Source organism: Lysinibacillus telephonicus (assembly GCF_003966145.1).
Classification (GTDB): Bacteria; Bacillota; Bacilli; order Bacillales_A; family Planococcaceae; genus Ureibacillus; species Ureibacillus telephonicus.
Genome location: NZ_RXNR01000003.1, coordinates 1 through 17,295 on the forward strand (window position 1 = coordinate 1; position 17,295 = coordinate 17,295).

Below are 17,295 nucleotides of genomic sequence, written 5' to 3' on the forward strand. Positions count from 1 at the left end.
GCGGCAAAGTGAGGAAGCGAAGTGCGGTTGGCGGACCTTTCAGAATGTCTTTAGACAGGAGCCAGTAACCCAGCGTTTCACGCGAAGAGCAAACCACCAGTTATACTGGTGGTTTTGACTTGAATTAGAATGCAATTCTTTTTGCTTCATAAACTGCGATATGTTCTTCGTATTTAAATGTCAACGCAATTTCATCCCAGCCATTTAGCAGCATTTCTTTATAATACGGATCAATGCTAAACTGATAAACTTTATCGTCTTCTCCTGTTACCGTTTGTGCTTCTAGATTTACTTCAACACTATATGGTTTTTCCTGTCCTTTTTGTAAAATCTCATCACACTCTTGTTCTGTAAGTTTAATAGGCAAAATTCCATTTTTAAAACAGTTATTATGGAATATATCTGCAAAACTAGGTGCAATTACAACTCGGAAGCCATAATCTAAAATTGCCCACGGAGCGTGTTCACGAGATGAACCACATCCGAAATTATCCTGGGCAACTAAAATTTGAGAGCCCTTATATTGTGGTTTATTTAAGACGAAATCAGAAATTTCATTTCCTTGTTCATCAAAACGCCAATGATAGAAAAGATAACGCCCGAATCCAGTACGTTCGATTCGTTTTAAAAATTCTTTTGAAATAATTTGGTCTGTGTCGACATTTTTACGATCTAACGGTGTTATGACACTTGTTACTTTATTAATAGGTTCCATCGTACCCCTCCTAAAAACTTATACTTCTTGCTTTACGTATTTTCGAACGTCTACGAAATGACCTTCAATAGCTGCTGCTGCTGCCATTGCAGGACTTACTAAGTGAGTGCGGGCCCCGGCACCTTGACGTCCTTCAAAGTTGCGGTTAGAAGTTGAAGCACAGCGTTCACCTGAAGGGATAATGTCTTCATTCATTCCAAGACAAGCTGAACATCCTGATTCTCTCCACTCAAAGCCGGCTTCTTTAAAGATTTTATCCAATCCTTCAGCTTCTGCTGCTGCTTTAGTAGAATAAGAACCTGGCACTACAATTCCTTTTACACCCGGGAATATTTTTTTACCCTCTACAATACTAGCAGCTGTACGTAAATCTGATAGACGAGAGTTCGTACAAGAACCGATAAAGACATGTTGAATTTTAATAGATGTAATTGGTTGGCCCTCTTCCAAGTCCATATAAGCAAGCGCTTTTTTCAAGGCTGCTTTATCTGATTCGTTATTATAATCATCAGCAGTAGGAACTGTTTTTGAAACACCTGTACCCATTGAAGGATTAGTTCCCCAAGTAACAATAGGTTCAATTTCTTCTGCATCGATTTCTAGAACAATATCGTAAGTACTTCCTGGATCAGAAGCTAAACTTAACCAGTAGGAAGCCGCTTCCTCAAATTTGTCTTCTTTTGGTGCATAACGGCGTCCACGTAAGAAATCAACTGTTGTTTGGTCAGGAGAAATAAGTCCTGCCTTTGCTCCTGCTTCAATTGACATATTACAAATTGTCATTCGCTCTTCCATTGTAAGCGAACGAATTGCTTCCCCAGTATATTCAACGATATGCCCAGTACCAACACCAATTCCCCACTTAGCAATGATGGCTAATATAATATCCTTAGCAGAAACACCAACACCAAGCTTACCATTTACACGAATTTCCATAGTTTTTGGTTTATTTTGCCATAATGTTTGAGTAGATAATACATGTTCAACTTCCGAAGTTCCGATACCGAATGCCAGTGCACCAAAAGCACCATGAGTTGATGTATGAGAGTCGCCGCAAACAATCGTTTTCCCTGGTTGTGTTAGCCCAAGTTCAGGACCAATTACGTGAACAATTCCTTGATCTGGATGCCCAATATCAGCTAATTGTATGCCAAACTCTTTAGCATTTTCAGCTAAAGTTGTAATTTGTTTTTTGGCAATTGGATCATTAATTGTTGGTAAATTTTTTGTCGGGACGTTGTGATCCATTGTCGCAAAACATAGATCTGGACGACGAACCTTTCGACCTGCTAGTCTTAAACCTTCAAAAGCCTGCGGTGATGTAACTTCATGAATTAAATGAAGATCGATGTATAGTAAATCTGGTTTACCAGTTTCTTGATAAACTACATGTGAATCCCAAATTTTTTCAATAATATTCTTTGCCATAATCTTCACCAATCCTTAAATATAAGATTCCATAATGCTATCAGCTACGAAATTAGTATCGATTTCAGCTATGACTTTATCCGTCCATTCATCAGTAGTTAAAGCACGGCTGCTGTCCTTTACTAAATCTGCAGTGAAGTAGCCATCATCAAATACAGCACTTACTGCACGTTCAATTTCTGCTGCCTCTTCTTTTAAACCAAATGAATACTTGAGCATCATTGCAACTGATAAAATAGTAGCTGCTGGGTTAGCAATTCCTTGCCCTGCAATTTCAGGTGCCGAACCATGGACTGGTTCGTATAAACCGAAACTATCGCTGCGAATTGATGCTGAAGGAAGTACACCCAATGAGCCCGTTATAACTGAAGCTTCATCACTTAAAATATCACCGAACATATTGTCTGTAACAACAACATCATAATAACCTGGGTTCGTAATTAGTTTCATTGCAACTGAATCTACTAGATTATGTTCCACCTTTACGTCCGGATATTGTTCTTTCTTTTCTTCTACGATTTGGCGCCATAGTCTTGAAGTTTCTAAAACGTTAGCTTTATCGACAGAGCAAAGCTTTCCTCTGCGAAGTCTTGCAAGTTCAAAAGCATTCTCAACAATACGTTCAATTTCACCACGTGAATAGATATTTAAATCGCTTGCTTCAGTTGTCGTACGTTTTTTCTCACCAAAGTAAATACCACCTGTTAATTCACGAACAATCATCAAATCAACATTTTCCGCAACTTCGCGTTTTAATGGAGAAGCATCAAGTAAGCTTGGAAATGCTTTTACTGGACGAAGGTTTGCGAATAAATCAAATGTTTTGCGAACTTTTAGCAAGCCTTTTTCAGGACGCAACTCTGCTGGATTGTTATCCCATTTTGGTCCTCCAACTGCTCCTAAAAGAATCGCATCACTCTCCTTACACAATTCAATTGTTTCTTCAGGAAGAGGATTATTGAATTGATCGATTGCTGCCCCGCCGATTGCAGCATATGCTAAGTGAAAATCATGCTTATATCGTTTTCCTATTACTTGTAATACTCGTACTGCAGCAGCAACAACTTCTGGCCCAATACCGTCGCCTGGTAGCACTGTAATTTTCTTTTCCATTGAAAAAACACCTTTCTTTTTGATGTCTAATTTCGCGTTATGTCAGCGAATTAGCAAACTATGTTTTGCATTTTCGAGAAATACGCTATTTAATAACGCTTCGTTCTAAGATGATTTATAGAAATGCCATCAAACGTATTAACATTTGATGGCATTTTACTGTTGATTTGCAAATAGTAGTACAATTAAACTTCAGTTGGTTGTTTTGTACGAATACTTTCCTGAATTAAATGACGATTAATCGCATTTAAGTATGCTTTAGCAGTTGCTTCTAGTACATCCTGAGATGCGTCTCGACCCGTTGAAGTAAAACCGTTATAACGCAAGTTTACAACTGCTTCACCTAATGCATCTCGACCTTTACTTACAGATTTAACTCGGAAGTCAAGGATATTAACTGTCGCATTAACTAATTGCTCAAGTGTATTGAAAATTGCCTCAACAGAACCTGCCCCAGTTGCAGCAAGTGTCTTTAGTTCGCCTTCTGGAGTAATTACAGATGCTGTTGCTGTCGGAATGTTTTCCGTACCGTAAGAAACTTGAACTGATTTTAATTCGTATAATTGAACATCTTCAACTGATACTTGTTGCTCAGTAAGAAGCGTCATTAAATCCTCTTCTGTAATTTCTTTTTTACGGTCAGCTAATTTTTTAAACTCTTGGAAAGCTTTGTTTAATTTCTCATCAGATAATTCAAAGCCCATTTTTTCAGCACGATCGCGGAATGCAGCACGTCCTGAGTGTTTACCTAAAACTAAAGGAACTTCCCCCTCACCTATTAACGCAGGTGAAATGATTTCATATGTTTCTTTATGTTTTAATACACCATCTTGGTGAATACCAGATTCATGGGCAAATGCATTTTTCCCAACTACCGCTTTATTAGGTTGAATTACAACACCAGTTAAGCGGCTTACAAGTTGCGAAGTACGTTTAATTTCTTTTAGATTCAAACCTGTTTCAACTTGATATAAATCATTGCGAATATGCATTGCAACACCGATTTCTTCAAGTGAAGCATTACCAGCACGCTCTCCAATACCATTAATTGTACATTCTACTTGGTCTGCACCATGTTGAATTGCTGAAATTGAGTTTGCAACAGCCATACCTAAGTCATCGTGGCAATGTGCTGAGAATTTAACTTTATCTGCGCCACGTACATTTTCGCGAAGGAATGAGAATAATTCACCATATTCTTGAGGTGATGCATATCCTACTGTATCAGGAACATTTATTGTCGTAGCACCAGCTTCAATTACTTTTTCGATGATACGTACTAAAAAGTCTCGGTCTGAACGGAACCCATCTTCAGCAGACCATTGTACAAGCGGGAAGAACTTTTTCGCATATTTAACAGCTTCTACAGCCTGCTCTACAACTTGATCAGGAGATTTTTTTAATTTGTACTCCATATGAATTGGACTTGTTGCCAAAAATACATGGATATGAGGCTGTTCAGCTATTTTAATAGCTTCCCAAGTCGTATCGATATCTTTTTGTACACAGCGTGCAAGACCTGTAACGATGGAATTTTTCACTGTACCGGCAATACGATTTACTGCTTCAAAATCACCGGGGCTTGAAGCAGGAAAACCTGCTTCAATAATAGTGACGCCAAGACGCTCCAATTGCTTTGCAATCTCAATTTTTTCTGCAGTATTCAAATTGATGCCAGCTGACTGCTCTCCATCACGAAGTGTTGTATCAAAAATATCTATCTTTCGCACTACTTAATCACCACTTGTTTCTTACCTTCATTAATGAACGGCATCATTTCTCGTAATTTCGCACCTACTTGTTCGATTTGGTGGTCAGCACCTGCTTGTTTGTACTCTGTATAGCGTGGGCGATTTGTTTCGTTTTCTTTAATCCAATCTTTTGCAAATGTACCATTTTGAATATCTGTTAAAACATCTTTCATACGAGCTTTAACTGACTCATCGATAATGCGTGGACCTGATACATAGTCTCCCCACTCAGCAGTATCAGATACTGAATAGCGCATTGTCGCCATCCCACCTTCGTACATTAAGTCAACGATTAATTTTAATTCATGAAGTGTTTCGAAATAAGCAAGCTCAGGTTGGTAACCAGCTTCAACCAATGTTTCAAAACCATATTTTACCAATTGAGTTGTACCACCGCAAAGAACTGCTTGCTCACCAAATAGATCAGTCTCAGTTTCTTCTTTAAATGTCGTTTCTAGCATACCAGCACGAGCAGCACCAATACCTTTACCGTAAGCCAATGCTAGATCGCGTGCTTCACCAGTAGCATCTTGATAGATTGCGAATAATGCAGGTACACCAGCACCTTGAACGTACGTACGACGAACTAAGTGTCCTGGACCCTTTGGAGCTACTAAAAATACGTCAACATCAGCTGGAGGCACGATTTGACCAAAGTTAATATTGAAACCATGAGCAAACATTAATGAATTGCCTGGTTGTAAATTTGGAGCGATTTCTTCTTCGTAAACTTGTTTTTGTCTTTCATCTGGAAGTAAGATTTGAATAATATCTGCTTCACTAGCCGCTTCAGCTACAGTTTTAACATCTAAACCGTCTTCTTTTGCTTGGTCGAATGATTTACCAGGACGTACACCAACTACTACGTCAAAACCAGATTCTTTTAAGTTTTGTGCATGGGCATGACCTTGTGATCCGTAACCGATAATTGCGATTTTCTTTTCTTTTAATACTGCCTCGTTAATTTCGTTTTGATAATACATTTTTGCCATTTTAATTTTCCCCCTAAAATTAGTTTTTTTGTTTGATTAAAAGATATATAGACTAACTATCTTGTAAGAGAACTTACTTAAGAATAGAAAGCTGCGGTGTGTCGGATGGCTGTGATTCACGAACAGTTGCAGTAACACCTGTACGCGTTAATTCTTTAATGCCATATGGTCGAATAAGCTCAATAAAAGCATCGATTTTGTCTGGATGACCAACAACTTGATACGTTACAACATTTTTAGATGTATCAATTATTTGCGGTCGGAAAGGCTCAACAATTGCATTCATTTCGAGCCTTAAGTTTGCTGGTGAAACTACTTTTACAAGTGCCAGCTCCCTTAGGACAATAGACTTTTCAGTTATATCATTAACTTTTAAAACATCTATTTGTTTAGATAGTTGTTTAATTAGTTGTTCTAGTTTTACTTCATCTTCGACATTAACAACAAAGGTCATTTTTGAAATATTTTGTTGCTCAGAATGTCCTACAGTAATAGATTCGATATTGAATTGGCGCTTCATAAGAAGACCGGTAACTCGGTTTAAAACGCCGCTTTGATTTATTACGGAAACTGTAATTACACGCTTCAAGGTTTTTTCACCCCAATCATTTCATGTAGTGCTTTACCAGTAGGGACCATTGGATAAACATTTTCAAGCTGCTTAACACGACAGTCGATTAAAACTGGTTCATCTGAATTTAAAGCTTCTTCAAAAATAGCTCCTGCTTCATCAAGAGTATTGATACGATATCCTTTAAGTCCATAGGCATCTGCGAGTTTAACAAAATCCGGTTGTACAGGCATAAGTGAATGTGAATATCTGTTTTCATAGAATAACTCCTGCCATTGACGAACCATTCCTAATGCACAATTATTGAGAATAACAACTTTAACTGGTAAATTGAATTCTTTTAAAAGCGCTAGCTCTTGGGCTGTCATTTGGAATCCAGCATCACCGACAATGGCTACAACCTTTTTATCGGGCTGTGCAAATTGTGCACCTATTGCTGCTGGGAAGCCGAATCCCATTGTCCCTAGACCACCTGATGTTATCCATCTATGTCCATGATTTTGACGGTAATATTGAGCAACCCACATTTGATGTTGACCAACATCAGTAGTTACGATTGCATCACCGTTTGTAATGGTATGAATCATTTGAATTGCTTGTTGTGGAAGGATTTCCTGACCATCTTCTTCATACCAATATGGATAGTCATTTTGTTTTCGATTTAAGTAATCAATCCATGCAGCTGTATCTGGTGCTTGGAATTCCTTTTTAAGCAATGCTTTTAATGCTTCTTTTGCATCAGCCACAATCGGAATATCGGTAGGGATATTTTTCCCAATTTCCGCCGGGTCGATATCAATGTGAATTATCGTTGCATTTGGTGCAAATAATCTTGTATCGCCAGTTAAACGATCATCAAACCGAGCACCAATATTAATAAGTAGGTCTGCATTTTGAATTGCATCATTTGCTACAACAGCACCATGCATTCCTGCCATTCCGTAATTTAAAGAGTGGTTGCCGTGAATACTTCCTAACCCTAAAAGCGTATTAACTACTGGAATTTTGTATTTTTCTACAAATTCAGTCAATTCTTCACGTGCCTCTGCAAATAGTACACCTGCACCCGCTAATATTAGAGGTTTTTGTGCTGTGCTAATCGCTTGGATTGCTTTTTGAATTTGCAAATAATTAGGTTTATAGTTTGGTTGATATCCCGGCAAATAGATTTCTTCATTACGACTTGCTTCACCTAATGCTTCATCAAAAATTGAAGCAGAAATATTTTTAGGGAAATCGATCAATACAGGACCTTTACGGCCACTATTAGCAATATGAAACGCCTCTTTTACAATGCGTGGAATATCATTAACATCTTGCACTTGATAATTATGTTTAGTGATCGGTGTTGTAATGCCCATAACATCCGCTTCCTGGAAAGCATCTGAACCAATTACAGATGTTGCAACTTGACCAGTAAAAATAACTAATGGAATTGAATCAATCATTGCATCTGCAATACCGGTTACTAAATTCGTCGCTCCAGGACCAGATGTTGCAATTACTACACCAGGTTTATTTAAAACACGAGCATAACCTTCGGCTGCATGGATAGCCCCCTGTTCATGTCTAGTTAAAATATGTCGAATTGGATTTTTGTACATTGCATCATAAAGATTAAGTACTGCACCACCAGGATAACCAAAGACAATATCAACATCTTGTTCGTGAAGTGCTTGGATTAAAACATCAGCACCGTTTCTTGGCTTATTTTTTTCTTCGATTTGATGTTGAGGATTGGCATCTATTTTTTCACTTGTTGACATATTAGCAGTCATTTGTTTACTCCTCCTTTTTAATAAAAAAGTGAAAATAAAAAAGTCTTTTTCTCCAACGCAAAGAAAACCTTTGCATAGGGATGAAAAAGACTTTCATGGTACCACCCTTGTTCGTAGCATAAGCTACCTCCGGAATAGCGGGAATTATTCATCTCCACCGAACATTCCAAATAATAAGAATATTCGATGTGCAACTAGATGAATACACTATTCATTAATAACGAGCATTTCGTAATATGCCCGGAGCTATCTAATTGCAAACTTGCGTTTAATAGCTCACTCCGAGGGGATGTCGGATATAGTTGTATCATCGGCTTCCAGCTGCACCGACTCTCTGGTAGATACAATGCTCTATATCCTTTAACCTCATCATCGATTATTTTATAAAAATTTCATTTTTTAACATTCATGCTGAATATTATATTTTCATGATTCCGCCTTTAGAAGCGTTTGTTACAAGTTTTGAATATCTTGCTAGCCAACCATGTTTAATTTTTGGTTCGAATGGTTTCAGATTTTGACGTCGTTCATTTAAAACTTCATCAGATACTTCAAGATTAATTGTTCTATTTGGTAAATCAATAACGATTGTGTCGCCATTTTCAATTAGTGCAATTGGACCACCTTCTGCTGCTTCAGGTGAAATATGTCCAATTGAAATGCCACGTGATGCACCACTAAAACGTCCATCCGTAATCAATGCCACTTTTGTGCCTAATCCTCGTCCCATTATTGCTGAAGTTGGTGCAAGCATTTCAGGCATACCTGGGCCGCCTTTTGGTCCTTCATAGCGAATAACAACTACATGCCCTTCTTTTACAGTGCCATCATCAATTGCAGCTTGTGCTTCATCTTGTGAATTAAAAACAATTGCTTCACCGACAAATGTTTGAATTGACGGATCAACTGCGCCAACTTTAATTACAGAACCTTCTGGTGCAATGTTGCCGAATAGGACTGATAATCCTCCAACTGGACTATATGGATTATCTTTCGTACGGATAACATTATCATTTGTAATTTTATGGTCCTTCACAAGTTCACCCATTGTTTTACCTGCAACAGTAATTCGTTCAGGATGAATCGCACCAGGAATTTTAGTTAATTCATTAATAATTGCACTTACCCCGCCAGCTTTATTTATATCATCCATTGAAATATCAGATGCTGGCATAATTTTCGCCAAGTATGGCACTCGAGCTGCTACTTTATTAATGTCTTCCAAGTGATATTCAATTCCAGCTTCGTTAGCTATCGCTAAAGTATGAAGGACTGTATTAGTAGATCCTCCCATTGCCATGTCTAATGCAAATGCATCATCAATGGCCTCTTTCGTAATAATATCGCGAGGTTTAATATCTTCTTTAACCATGCGAATTAATTGTTTAGCTGCTTCACGAATAAGTTCATGGCGTTGTTCGCTCGTTGCTACAATTGTACCATTTCCAGGAAGTGCAACACCTAGCATTTCCATTAAACAGTTCATTGAGTTTGCAGTGAACATGCCTGAGCAGGAACCGCATGTTGGACATGCATTATTCTCTATATCTTTAAATTCTTCTTCAGTCATGTTTCCTGATTTATATGCACCAACACCTTCAAACACAGATGTTAATGACAATTGCTTACCAGATGCCGATTTACCAGCTTCCATTGGACCACCTGAAACAAATACAGATGGAACATTTGTACGAACTGCAGCCATTAGCATACCTGGAGTAATTTTGTCGCAGTTTGGGATATAAAATACACCATCAAACCAATGTGCATTAATTACAGTTTCAGCGGAGTCTGCAATTAACTCACGGCTAGGCAATGAATAACGCATGCCAATATGACCCATTGCAATGCCATCGTCAACACCAATAGTATTGAACTCAAATGGAATACCGCCAGCTTCGATAATTGCTTCTTTTACAACATCTGCAAACTCACGTAGGTGCACATGCCCTGGAATGATGTCGATATATGAATTACATACACCGATAAATGGTTTTCCCAGATCTTTTGCTTTTACTTTTCCCGTAGCATATAGAAGACTACGGTGAGGAGCACGATCAACTCCTACTTTAATCATATCACTTCTCATAATTGAAACGCCCCTCATGTTCCCTACTACATTATTAAACTAAAAGTAGATTTTATTTACGCAACTACTTAAATATTAGTTACGTGATTATGTTCACTTAAAGCTGTGAACTTTTTAAATTGTTGTTATCATAGTACATAAATGGTAATTACGTCAACAGTATTTTTGAATTATTTGCACAATTTAAAAAAGTCGAATTTAACTGTAATCGTTTTCACTCTTAATAGAGTAAGTAATTTTCTGCTTCAACTAATTTATTTGAAAATTTATCTAATTCAAATTTTAAAGAAATTATAAAAAACTTACTGTTCAATTTATATAAAAGTACACCCGATTTTACAGACTAATTATCATGAAAATGTTACTTCCATCTACTCTTTTACTATCAATACTATTTGCATGCATAGTAATAAAAGTTTATGCAATTTATACTTTATTTGTGGTGACATCAGTCCAAACATCCTTCATTTTAGTTCTAATAGCTAAAATTCTTAATAAAAGGTATCCATGGACTTTTTATTTGAATATTAAATTATCTTGTGCAGTTGGTTATTCTAACTATACTATTCAAATTTTTTATTCTTTCTTCTAAATAGTAAAAAGAGTCAATTCGAGATGTTATTTCGGATCGACTCATTGTTTTAATATTTATTGTTATCTTAATAGTAAAAGGACTGTCTAGAAAATTATTCTTTCTGGACAGTCCTCTCTATTTTTAATTTATTTTAGTTAGTAAAAAATCAGCTGTGAGGTTCAATAGTATGACCGTGTGTAAAAAAGCAAATAATATTCCTTGTCGGTTTAGTTTTTTCATTTTCATTTTATCCATACAATCCACCTCATTAACTTTAAATTTGTATAACTTGTGACAATTATATGACTATTTTATAAAAAATGCAAAGGAATTTGAACATTTTGTGAATTTTTGTTTTAGATTTGTTTTCATGTTGTGCATTGAAGTTAGCTCTTTGGAGCATATTAACTATGTGAAGTGCTGTATTAACTAAACAATGAAGCGCTTTTATAATTATTTTTTACGACTGGGTAAAGTTAGTACAGGCTATCGTAAAATGAAAAGGAGTTGGCGTTTAATATGATAAGCTTTATTTGGTATTTAATTATCGGCGGTGTACTTGGCTGGCTTGCAGGAGTTATTATAGGCAGAGATGTTCCTGGAGGTATTATAGGAAATATTATAGCAGGGATCGTTGGTTCCTGGATTGGAAGTGCAATACTTGGTAACTGGGGTTGGGAAGTTGCAGACTTTTATGTATTCCCTGCTTTACTCGGTGCAATTGCTTTAATTTTCATTGTTAGTGTAATTATGCGTTCAATGAGAAAAGCAACCTAAATAGTATTAAAAAAATTATAATGAAAATAAAAGAACCCACTTATCCTCTGAGTTATAAGCTTTACAAAGCTTATGTTCCCCTCAAAAAAGGTATGGTGGGTTCTTTTTTAATTCCTTAGTCTACTTTAAGCTCTTTTTCTTTTTTTGCAAGAGCGACCTGTTCCAGCTCCTCACTTACATCATTATATAAATGATAATAATATAGAATGTCCTCAACATATTGTTCACTGTGATTGTAATTATAAATAGCCTTCTTTAGTTCTCCTTCTGATACTCCAGCCTTAGATAAGTAATTCGCGGCACTGAAAATTGCATCTTCTATATCAAATGGATCAGCAATACCGTCTCCATTAGCATCGACACCATATCCCCCAAAACGTTTTATTACTTTTGGATCTTTTTTTTCGGAATCGGATATTTCTCCTTTTCCTAGACCACTGCATGAAGGATGATCCCAGCCTACAAAAGTACAGGGCATAAATTGCATGTGACCTTCAGCGCCAACTGGAGAAACTAATGTATTCATTGTTGAGAATCTTGTTTCAACACGGTGATGTGCAGCAAGCAGTGTCCACGGTACTCCATACTTCTCTTGGGCTGATATATAAATGGGGATGTATTCTTCTGGTATAGCTATATCAAAGTTAGCTTGAATATCTCCATGGTCATTATTAACAATTTCATTTATAAGCGGGATATTTTTTAGCTCCTGCCAGGCTAAAAATGAGAAAAAATATATCGTGATAGATACAGGGATAAGCAGTATAATTAAAAATAATTTTACTCCTGGACTAATAAGAGGTTTTTTGGGTTTCTTTTTCGATTTTGTCATAAATGCCACCTATACTTAAATTTAAATAAAACAAAACAGTTGTAATTCAATTAGAAAAACTTTTACAATACCAATCTATACTAATTTAATATAATTCTGCAAGGAGATGAATTTTATGTTAAAAGATTTTAAAGAATTTGCAATGAAAGGAAATGTACTAGATTTAGCTATTGCCGTAGTAATTGGAGGAGCATTCGGCAAAATCGTTACATCATTAGTAGAAAATGTTATCGTTCCGTTGTTAGGGATTGTTACTGGGGGCATTGATTTAACTAATAGTCTTATTTTTGGACCAGAAGGTAATTTGAAAATTGGTGTCTTTTTACAATCAATTATTGACTTTTTAATTATTTCCTTCTCAATTTTTATGGCACTTCGATTACTTTCTAAACTTAGCCGTAAGAAGAAAGAATCTGAAGTTGTAGAAGAACCTTCTCCTAATTTAGATCCTAAGGAAGAGCTATTAAAAGAAATTCGTGACTTATTAAAAGAAAAACAATAGTAATGATGTCACGTGCTTCTGCCGTGAAAGGACTTTTTTGGCTACGGCTTTTGCTGTTAAACATTACTTTTTCTACGAATTTACACAGTAAAGCAAGTCAATTTACGCACCTTTTTAAAAATGGCCTACTATTTTTATAGTAAGTCATTTTTTATTTATAGCTCAAATAAGCAAGGGCAATTTGAAAAGTGCTTAATTTTATTACCTGATACTGTTGTTTTTAGAATATTTACATGATAAATTGTATAAATAATCGATTCATTCTTAATGTTTCGTTAAATGTACATATATAGAAGAAAGAGTGAGTATAGTGACAAATCGATCAATTGAAACAAAATTAGTTCAATTAGGGAATTTAAGTGATCCAAGAACCGGCGCAGTAAACCCGCCAATTCATATGTCTACTGCTTATAAACATGAAGGAATCGGGCAATCTACAGGCTACGATTACACCCGTACAAAGAACCCAACACGCGAAATTCTTGAACGTGGAATTGCTGATTTAGAAAATGGTGATGCAGGCTATGCTTGCAGCTCGGGTATGGCGGCAGTGCAACTAGTTTTATCCTTATTTAAACCAGGTGATGAAATTATTGTGCCAGACGATATTTACGGTGGAACTTATCGTTTATTAAAAACTTTTAGTGAGACTTACAATATTCGTCCAGTCTATTTTTCTTCTGTTGAAAATATTGAAAGTTTAATTAATGAACATACAAAAGCAATTTTCCTAGAAACACCAACGAATCCACTTATGCTGGAATTTGATTTAGATCAATTTGCTGCAATTTGCAAAAAACACAATTTATTATTCATTGTAGATAATACTTTTTATACACCATATTTCCAACGTCCAATCGATCACGGTGCAGATATTGTCTTACATAGTGCGACAAAATACATTGCAGGTCATAATGATGTACTTGCAGGACTTGTTGTTGCAAAAGGACAAGAACTTTGTGAGAGATTAGCATTCTCTCATAATGGAATGGGACTTGTACTTTCTCCAATGGATAGCTGGCTGGTAATCCGTGGCTTAAAAACTTTACATCTTCGCTTAAAGCAGCATGATGCTAACGGTAAAAAAGTTGCTGCTTATTTAGAGAGTGAACCTCTTGTAACTGATGTGTTATATACGGGAAAAGGTGGGATGTTATCTTTCCGAGTTAAAGATCCTGAAATGGTTAACCCGTTTTTACAAAGAATGAAATTAATTACGTTTGCAGAAAGTTTAGGCGGAGTTGAAAGTTTTATCACCTACCCTGCTACTCAGACACACGCTGATATTCCTTACGAGGAACGACTAGCTCGCGGCGTAGATGATCGTCTTTTACGATTCTCTGTAGGTGTAGAAGAAGCAGAAGATATCATTGCAGATTTAAAACAAGTTTTTGATCAATTAAGAAACGAATTTTAAAATTTATATAACTGAAAACGTCGACAAAGAAGGTAATCAACTTTGTCGACGTTTTTCTATTGCTTCAATATGTGAATATATGTCTAGCGAAAGCTACCCAGCCCCCGATACTTGGTCTGTCCTTAAGTAGACAGCAAGAAAAGCCTATCCTATTAGGGCTTCCGTCGCATACGGGCGGCTTCGCGATTCTTGTTAATGATCGTATTGGGAGTGCTCTGAAATCTGACTTAGAGCTTCTCCAGCTTCATTTACAAAGATATTTTCTCTTGCTAAGTCAGCCATTGCACAAATACCAACAATCTCACCATTCTCAACTACTGGTATGCGGCGAATTTGGTTTTCAGACATAAGACGAGCACACTCATGAATGTCAGTATCTGCAGTACAAGTAATAACATTAGTTGTCATACAATCATGGCAATGTACTTGATTACTGTCTTTGCCCTCTGCTACTACAGTAAGCACGATATCTCGGTCCGTTACAATGCCGACTACTTTTTTACCTTCACATACTGGAACTGAACCACATTCAATATCACGCATAATCTTTGCAGCTTCAGTTACAGAATCGTGTGGTGTGCAGACTTTAATATCTCTTGACATAATGTCAGAAACAGTTTTCATAATATCTACCTCCTTTTGTAATTTACTTTATTATTTTCTTCAAATTTAAATAAATTATTCTCATAAAAAAACTGCTAGTAAGGATAATATTCCTTATTAGCAGTTTTAAATATAATAATTCTATTTTTCAAGTCGTTCTTCAATTAAAGTTTCCATATCAATCGCAATAGTATCGTATGGAACACCTTCTGGGTTCTCATCATAGCCTAAATAATCTTTTACAGCAATTCCGTTTTCATCGACTATATAAAACCTTGCACTGTGTATAACTTGATCATCATTTGCAGGCTTTTTTGTTATTGCTTTAAAAGAATTAACAGAAAATTGTTCAATAAATTTTTGATCATAGCCAGTTACTAAATTCCATTTTGACTCATCTGGAACAGAAAAGTGATTTAAATATTCAGATAGAACTTCTGGTGTATCATTTGCAGGATCTACTGAGAAACCAACAATATTATAGTCTTCAATACCCCGCTCTGCCAATTTTTCTTGAATTGTCGTCATATTAAATGTCATTGGCTGACAGATCGTTGTACAGTTTGTGAACATAAACATGGCAATCCATGGTTTACCTTTTAAACTTTCAAGCGTTACTGTTTCACCACGATGATTTGTGGCTTTAAAATCTTCAATTTTATAGTTAATATTACCTTTAAATTTATAATTGCTGCATGCACCTAAAATGGTTGCGATAAAAAGTATTCCGATAAGACAAATTAATTTTTTTTTCATAATGTTCACTCCCTCTAGTACTATTCTCATCTTATCGAAATACTGTAAATAGTACAACCATCCGAAATGAAACTTAAAGTACAAATTTGTGAAACTAAATTTCACAATTTTATATAATTAATTTTGGTTGATTGATAAGAGCGCTGTGTGAATTGCCTCAAGCTTAGCCTCAATACGGTACAATAAATAAAATGAGACGAGTATTGGAAAACCTATTTCTTGAACAAGCATCACCCATTCCTCCATCACTAACTCCCCTTTCCAACTGATAATAGAAGAAGCCGACAAATTCCAATATAACTGGAGATTGCCGGCCTTTAATCAAATTGTCAAATTAAGCTTAGCTTTGAGATAAATCAATTTCTGAAACATTGCGATCAACAATTCGCGCCTCATTGATTGCTACTAAACCATGTCCTTCATTATGAAATACATCTTCACTAATAATTGTTTGCATGGCAGTTACAATTTCAGAAGCAGTTAAATTTTGTTTAGGATCATTTACCGATATAGTCATTGTTTTCCCATTTGCAGTATTAAATTTTAATTCTAAAACTTGTGACACTGATTTTTCCTCCTTTCTTTTTTAGTAAACTACAAAACATTACATTTCAATTGATTGTGTTTGATTTTGCTGTGCTTCATGAAGTGGATAGCTAGAAAGGCCTGAGATTGCTTGTACGACTGAAGCTAGTTGACTAGCATCCAAATCCGGACGAACATTTCGATAAGTTTTTGATGTTAGTACAGTCTTGCCTAACTTATCAACTCCAGTCTCATAGCTTAGTTTTAATGTTGCACTTTCAAAGTTTAATGCTGCCATGATTCCCCACCTCCTTTCACCTAGTTATATATCTTTTTTACAAGCAAAAAGGGACATTACTAGTGAAAACTTCTTGAGTTCCTTTTATAATAGTTACTAGCGAAGTTAAAGAGGTGAGCGTTTTGAACTTAGAAGGTTGGTTTTTATGGTTTATATTATTTTGGGTTTTTATCCTAATCATTCTGATGGGTATCGGCGGATTTTTCATGTTCCGGAAGTTTTTGAAAGCACTACCAAAACAAGATGGAAAGTCTGATTTAGACTGGCAAAATTATTATTTAGAAAAAACCATTCACTTATGGGGAGAGCATGAAAAAGATTTATTAAATGAATTAGTCAGCCCTGTTCCTGAATTATTTAGACAAGTAGCAAAAGAGAAAATAGCAGGAAAAATAGGAGAAATTGCTCTAAAGGAACGTGCTAAATCAATTACTAACGATTTAATTATTAGAGGATACATTCTAGCTACACCTAAACGCGACCATAAATTTTTACGAAAAAAACTTAATGAAATGAGCATTGATGTCACGCCATACGAACGTTATTTTGAGTAATAAAAATTCAAAATGTGAAC

At 36.0% G+C, this 17,295-nt stretch carries 18 protein-coding genes; 4 read left to right on the top strand and 14 right to left on the bottom strand.

All coding sequences use genetic code 11. The features are described 5' to 3' along the window. Positions 1-124 precede the first annotated feature (124 nt). From leuD to ilvD, 8 genes are all read right to left on the bottom strand, one after another. Positions 125-715, bottom strand: a complete 591-nt coding sequence (gene leuD, locus EKG35_RS01260; protein WP_126292497.1) for a 3-isopropylmalate dehydratase small subunit — start codon at positions 713-715, stop codon at positions 125-127. 18 nt (positions 716-733) lie between these two features. Continuing rightward, entirely contained in the window at positions 734-2,143 is a 1,410-nt protein-coding gene (leuC, locus tag EKG35_RS01265; protein WP_126292498.1) for a 3-isopropylmalate dehydratase large subunit, read from the bottom strand. 15 nt (positions 2,144-2,158) lie between these two features. After that, entirely contained in the window at positions 2,159-3,256 is a 1,098-nt protein-coding gene (gene leuB, locus EKG35_RS01270; RefSeq protein WP_126292499.1) for a 3-isopropylmalate dehydrogenase, read from the bottom strand. Positions 3,257-3,441: 185 nt separating this feature from the next. Continuing rightward, positions 3,442-4,986: a 2-isopropylmalate synthase gene (locus tag EKG35_RS01275; protein WP_126292500.1), complete on the bottom strand. Its 1,545-nt coding sequence runs from the start codon at positions 4,984-4,986 to the stop codon at positions 3,442-3,444. Beyond that, positions 4,986-5,999, bottom strand: coding sequence for a ketol-acid reductoisomerase (gene ilvC, locus EKG35_RS01280; protein ID WP_126292501.1), 1,014 nt, complete (start codon positions 5,997-5,999; stop codon positions 4,986-4,988). Before ilvC ends, EKG35_RS01275 begins: the two co-directional genes overlap by 1 nt. Before the next feature lie 73 nt (positions 6,000-6,072). Then, entirely contained in the window at positions 6,073-6,588 is a 516-nt protein-coding gene (ilvN, locus tag EKG35_RS01285) for an acetolactate synthase small subunit (protein WP_126292502.1), read from the bottom strand. Then, positions 6,585-8,348, bottom strand: coding sequence for a biosynthetic-type acetolactate synthase large subunit (ilvB, locus tag EKG35_RS01290; RefSeq protein WP_126292503.1), 1,764 nt, complete (start codon positions 8,346-8,348; stop codon positions 6,585-6,587). Before ilvB ends, ilvN begins: the two co-directional genes overlap by 4 nt. 418 nt (positions 8,349-8,766) lie before the next feature. Beyond that, positions 8,767-10,437, bottom strand: a complete 1,671-nt coding sequence (gene ilvD, locus EKG35_RS01295) for a dihydroxy-acid dehydratase (RefSeq protein ID WP_126292504.1) — start codon at positions 10,435-10,437, stop codon at positions 8,767-8,769. A gap of 1,093 nt (positions 10,438-11,530) precedes the next feature. On the opposite strand from ilvD, the gene EKG35_RS01300 reads away from it, so the two are divergent. After that, on the top strand, positions 11,531-11,788 hold the full coding sequence (locus EKG35_RS01300; protein ID WP_126292505.1) for a GlsB/YeaQ/YmgE family stress response membrane protein: 258 nt from the start codon (positions 11,531-11,533) through the stop codon (positions 11,786-11,788). 115 nt (positions 11,789-11,903) lie between these two features. On the opposite strand, the gene EKG35_RS01305 is transcribed toward EKG35_RS01300, so the two are convergent. After that, positions 11,904-12,620 carry a lytic transglycosylase domain-containing protein gene (locus EKG35_RS01305; RefSeq protein ID WP_126292506.1) on the bottom strand — a complete coding sequence of 239 codons (717 nt, stop codon included), beginning with the start codon at positions 12,618-12,620 and terminating at the stop codon, positions 11,904-11,906. A gap of 115 nt (positions 12,621-12,735) precedes the next feature. On the opposite strand from EKG35_RS01305, the gene mscL reads away from it, so the two are divergent. Next, positions 12,736-13,122, top strand: coding sequence for a large conductance mechanosensitive channel protein MscL (gene mscL, locus EKG35_RS01310; protein WP_126292507.1), 387 nt, complete (start codon positions 12,736-12,738; stop codon positions 13,120-13,122). A gap of 310 nt (positions 13,123-13,432) precedes the next feature. Then, positions 13,433-14,539, top strand: coding sequence for a methionine biosynthesis PLP-dependent protein (locus EKG35_RS01315; protein WP_126292508.1), 1,107 nt, complete (start codon positions 13,433-13,435; stop codon positions 14,537-14,539). A gap of 192 nt (positions 14,540-14,731) precedes the next feature. Here the strand turns inward: EKG35_RS01315 and EKG35_RS01320 are convergent, their stop codons facing one another. The 5 genes from EKG35_RS01320 to EKG35_RS01340 all read right to left on the bottom strand — a co-directional run bounded on the left by EKG35_RS01320 (position 14,732) and on the right by EKG35_RS01340 (position 16,721). After that, positions 14,732-15,163 (bottom strand): CBS domain-containing protein, encoded by a 432-nt coding sequence (locus EKG35_RS01320; protein ID WP_126292509.1) that lies wholly within the window; start codon positions 15,161-15,163, stop codon positions 14,732-14,734. Between the two features lie 120 nt (positions 15,164-15,283). Then, complete coding sequence (locus tag EKG35_RS01325) at positions 15,284-15,898, bottom strand: SCO family protein (protein WP_126292510.1); 615 nt, start codon at positions 15,896-15,898, stop codon at positions 15,284-15,286. Positions 15,899-16,015: 117 nt separating this feature from the next. Then, complete coding sequence (locus EKG35_RS01330; protein ID WP_126292511.1) at positions 16,016-16,144, bottom strand: YvrJ family protein; 129 nt, start codon at positions 16,142-16,144, stop codon at positions 16,016-16,018. 94 nt (positions 16,145-16,238) lie between these two features. Continuing rightward, positions 16,239-16,463: a DUF2922 domain-containing protein gene (locus tag EKG35_RS01335; protein ID WP_126292512.1), complete on the bottom strand. Its 225-nt coding sequence runs from the start codon at positions 16,461-16,463 to the stop codon at positions 16,239-16,241. A 39-nt stretch (positions 16,464-16,502) separates the two neighbouring features. After that, complete coding sequence (locus EKG35_RS01340; protein WP_126292513.1) at positions 16,503-16,721, bottom strand: DUF1659 domain-containing protein; 219 nt, start codon at positions 16,719-16,721, stop codon at positions 16,503-16,505. Positions 16,722-16,843: 122 nt separating this feature from the next. On the opposite strand from EKG35_RS01340, the gene EKG35_RS01345 reads away from it, so the two are divergent. Then, positions 16,844-17,275, top strand: coding sequence for a DUF2621 domain-containing protein (locus EKG35_RS01345; RefSeq protein WP_126292514.1), 432 nt, complete (start codon positions 16,844-16,846; stop codon positions 17,273-17,275). Positions 17,276-17,295 lie beyond the last annotated feature (20 nt).

Bases quoted from the DNA above. Each gene is read 5' to 3' on its own strand.
- EKG35_RS01305 (WP_126292506.1), bottom strand. From the start codon at position 12,620: ATGACAAAATCGAAAAAGAAACCCAAAAAACCTCTTATTAGTCCAGGA.
- mscL (WP_126292507.1), top strand. From the start codon at position 12,736: ATGTTAAAAGATTTTAAAGAATTTGCAATGAAAGGAAATGTACTAGAT.
- EKG35_RS01340 (WP_126292513.1), bottom strand. From the start codon at position 16,721: ATGGCAGCATTAAACTTTGAAAGTGCAACATTAAAACTAAGCTATGAG.
- leuD (WP_126292497.1), bottom strand. From the start codon at position 715: ATGGAACCTATTAATAAAGTAACAAGTGTCATAACACCGTTAGATCGT.
- leuC (WP_126292498.1), bottom strand. From the start codon at position 2,143: ATGGCAAAGAATATTATTGAAAAAATTTGGGATTCACATGTAGTTTAT.
- EKG35_RS01320 (WP_126292509.1), bottom strand. From the start codon at position 15,163: ATGAAAACTGTTTCTGACATTATGTCAAGAGATATTAAAGTCTGCACA.
- ilvD (WP_126292504.1), bottom strand. From the start codon at position 10,437: ATGAGAAGTGATATGATTAAAGTAGGAGTTGATCGTGCTCCTCACCGT.
- EKG35_RS01325 (WP_126292510.1), bottom strand. From the start codon at position 15,898: ATGAAAAAAAAATTAATTTGTCTTATCGGAATACTTTTTATCGCAACC.
- EKG35_RS01300 (WP_126292505.1), top strand. From the start codon at position 11,531: ATGATAAGCTTTATTTGGTATTTAATTATCGGCGGTGTACTTGGCTGG.
- ilvB (WP_126292503.1), bottom strand. From the start codon at position 8,348: ATGACTGCTAATATGTCAACAAGTGAAAAAATAGATGCCAATCCTCAA.
- leuB (WP_126292499.1), bottom strand. From the start codon at position 3,256: ATGGAAAAGAAAATTACAGTGCTACCAGGCGACGGTATTGGGCCAGAA.
- ilvC (WP_126292501.1), bottom strand. From the start codon at position 5,999: ATGGCAAAAATGTATTATCAAAACGAAATTAACGAGGCAGTATTAAAA.
- EKG35_RS01330 (WP_126292511.1), bottom strand. From the start codon at position 16,144: ATGGAGGAATGGGTGATGCTTGTTCAAGAAATAGGTTTTCCAATACTC.